This window comes from uncultured Rummeliibacillus sp., from assembly GCF_934216135.1.
Classification (GTDB): domain Bacteria; phylum Bacillota; class Bacilli; order Bacillales_A; family Planococcaceae; genus Rummeliibacillus.
Map to the genome: position 1 here is coordinate 1 of NZ_CAKQBI010000073.1, position 3,310 is coordinate 3,310.

Annotated in this window: 5 protein-coding genes; all 5 read left to right on the forward strand. The window is 34.9% G+C overall.

Annotation, left to right across the window (positions count from 1 at the left end):
* Positions 1–357: HNH/ENDO VII family nuclease (locus Q0977_RS17970; protein ID WP_299516483.1), on the forward strand; the 357-nt coding region annotated here is incomplete at its 5' end.
* Between the two features lie 9 nt (positions 358–366).
* Positions 367–822, forward strand: a complete 456-nt coding sequence (locus Q0977_RS17975; RefSeq protein ID WP_299516485.1) for an SMI1/KNR4 family protein — start codon at positions 367–369, stop codon at positions 820–822.
* Positions 823–1,032: 210 nt separating this feature from the next.
* The gene (locus Q0977_RS17980; protein WP_299516487.1) at positions 1,033–1,287 is read left to right on the forward strand and encodes a Nif11-like leader peptide family natural product precursor; all 255 of its coding nucleotides are present in this window, start codon (positions 1,033–1,035) and stop codon (positions 1,285–1,287) included.
* A 78-nt stretch (positions 1,288–1,365) separates the two neighbouring features.
* Complete coding sequence (locus tag Q0977_RS17985) at positions 1,366–2,217, forward strand: hypothetical protein (protein ID WP_299516489.1); 852 nt, start codon at positions 1,366–1,368, stop codon at positions 2,215–2,217.
* A complete protein-coding gene (locus Q0977_RS17990) occupies positions 2,214–2,867 on the forward strand; it encodes an SMI1/KNR4 family protein (protein WP_299516491.1) in 654 nt (217 codons plus the stop codon). The genes Q0977_RS17985 and Q0977_RS17990 overlap by 4 nt, the downstream gene beginning before the upstream one ends.
* Positions 2,868–3,310 lie beyond the last annotated feature (443 nt).

Sequence of the window (3,310 nt, forward strand, 5' to 3'; positions counted from 1 at the left end):
GTTAAAGCTAAGGGAGAAATTAAAGATATTGATAGAAGGGTTTATACGCTCAAAGATTTAGATTTAAATCAAATGACTCGAAAAGGAGAAACTAACCTTATGTTAATGAAAAAAGGAAGGGCTCCCTATGCAAAAGATGGTACGAAGATTAATCTACATCATTTGATTCAAGATGAACCGGGGTCTATGGTAGAGATACCTGGAAGCCTGCATCAACAGTATAGTAAAATATTACATGGTCTAAAAGAAAATGGAGAGAGTTTTAGGAACGATCCAATTTTGAAAGCTCAATATGATAATTTTCGAGATAGATATTGGAAATGGAGAGCAAAACAATATGAAGTAGAGAATAAATGAGGTGAACACATGGATTTTAGAATTGTCGAAGAATTTATCAGAAAATTTCAGGAAGAAAAGGATTTCACTGGTGGTATTGGAGAGGAAAAGATTAAGTTTATTGAAGAAAAGCTTAATGTGAATTTACCTGAAAGTTACAAGTGGTTTCTAAGAAAATTTGGATCAGGTGGTATATTTAGTATAGATATTCTAGGTTACGATTTAGCAGGTGCTTCAGTAGTAGAGACTACTGAAGAATATAAAAAATTTTATGGTCTATCTGATGGGATAGTAGTAATCGTTGATGTAGATGCATTCGCATATTGTCTAGATACAAATAAGATGAAAAACGGTGAATGCCCAGTAATTTCATGGGATGTCGATAGCGGTAGTTTTGATTCCATAGAAGCGAATAACTTTTTAGAATTCTTTTGGGAGTATTTAAACGAAAAAAAAGAAAACTGGGAGGAAGATGAAGAAGATTGATGATTGCATAAGAGTGACCAGTTTTTCTAGACGGCTGACCAAGAAATGCATTTTACATTAAAAAAGGAAGAGCATACCCTATTCTCTAGTAAGGAGAATGGGGTATTTTAGAATAGTGGCAGTCATTGAAAAGTATTTACAAAATGAATCCAACACTTTGATTACAATCAAAGTAAAGCTCTAGAAGAATTATCCAACGATGTGTCGAAAATGCAAAACTACATAGATCGTACTCAATCCCATACGAAAAGTGGAAAGATACAACTAGAAAACTATACAATCGGCACAGTAAAGAAGTATCAAATCGATGAATTACTTTTAGAAAATACTTGTTCTAGAGAAGACAGTAAAGAAGAGTTACAAAAGAAACTGGCGAATACAACTAACCTAGAAGAATTTTTGAAACTCGCAAAAGAACTAGGTGAAGAAAATCTTACCGATGAACAAAAACGGATCCTCACCTAGTGGGAAACAGCAGAAGGTATCAAAAATGGTGCCTACAAAGCAGGAAAAGAATTCGTAAAAGGAATAATCGATTTCGTCTTGCATCCAGTAAAAACCATAGAAAGTACAATCGACGCACTTGCGCATCCAATCGAAACGTTTGACTATTTATCGACGGCAATCCGTGATTCGTATGAAAGAGACGTGATCAACGGAGACGCCAAGTCCCGTGCGGAATGGTTTTCTTATGCATTAGGAAGTGTCGGATTATCCGTAGTAGGAACAAAAGGGTTGGGCGCCGTATCAAAGACCGGAATGGCAACAACGAAAGTCGCTACCAAAGCAGGCGCCAGCAAGGTGAAAAATGCTACTGAAAAAATCTCCAATCTTAACTTATTGCCATACGCGCCTAGAAATCAATTAGCTTATGCCAATGTAGGTGTTGTGCCTTACAATGTGGTGAATGGTGCTGGGGTCAAAGATCAGCTGCTTTCTTTGGCGAAGATGGAGACGAGAAGTAGTAAGGGTACAGTTAATGCTAAAAGGCCAGGAGGATATATAAAAGGAGATGTTGATGAACATGGCTATTTAAGCCCTGGTGTTAATCGAGCACCGGGGAATAAGAATATTGCTTCTGATAATCGGATCCAGTCTCACCATCCGATACAAAATGAGTGGGCAAAAAGATGGGCTAAAGAGGGAGGGTTTGATTATAACGAAAAGAAAGCTTCTGCAATACTTCTCCCATCAAACTCAGGCCAATCGCATGCAATAATTTCATCTATGCAAAGAAAACGGAGAAAAAATGAAGGCTTTAATACTGATATACGTTATGAATTTAATGAAAGCTATAAGGAAATGATTGAAGCAGGGGTTGATCAAAAAATTGCTCGGAAAGCAATGTTAGATGCATATAAGTATTTTGATAGTTTAGGGGGATTTGTAAAATGATTGATTTATCCAAGATTTCAGACTTGATTATAAACACAGCAGCAAATGATATTAAGATCCAAGAAATAGAAAGTCTTATGAATGGAAAATTACCAAATGTATATAAGAATTTGTTAAGGTATACAAATGGCTTTTCAATCGGTGGTGGGTTAGTTATTTATGGTACGGATGATATTGTGGAAAGGAACAAGACTTGGGAAATAAATGAATATGCAACTGGCTGTATTTCTATTGGTGATGACGGTGGAGGTAATGTTTTTTTAATGATCCAAGACCCAGAGGAAAAAAAAGTATTAGTCTTAGATGCTGGTGATATGGACCCAAGCCATGCTACTATAATCACTTCAGATTTTACAAAATGGGTGAATAATGGGTGTGTAAGTGAAATAGAACAGAAAATTACAATTGAGTCATCTAATACCTGTAATATTGTGATAACAAAAATACCTGGTGAGGGGTTGAAAGATTTAATAAAAATTAAGAATGTATTTGGAATTGAAATTTCAACAGCAGCTTTACTAAAAGGCTCAAAAAACCTTCCTTTTATATTAGTAGAGAGATTTCCATCTGGTAAAGCAAAAAAGCTAATTGAAAAACTAGGTCCGATTGGTACTGTGCTTAGAATAGAACCTGTTGATGAAAATGATTAACTAGATGTTTTAGAAACTTGCTTTCCAAACAATTCAGACTACAGAATACAATTTAAGTGTAGAATTCCCCTCTTTCTCAAATATGAGATTGGGGTTTTAGTTTAAAGTACCGGGCACTGAAACAATTCAGAAAATAGACTACAGATCAAGTCCTTAATTTCTAGGGGCTTTTTCTTTTTATGGTTAAATTTATGATTGTGTAAACACCCCCATGATACGGTAGAAAAAATCCATCAATTTGATTACAATCAAAGTAAAACATTAGAAGAATTATCCGATTATGTGTAGAAAATGCAAAACTACATAGATCGTATTCAATCCCATACGAAAAGTGGATAGGAGGATTTTATGGATAAGAAAGTGCATTTAACTAGCCAAGTTAAAACGGTAATAAATATTCTTGAAAATGAATATCCTAACGAAATAAAAAAAGATATTTTTCA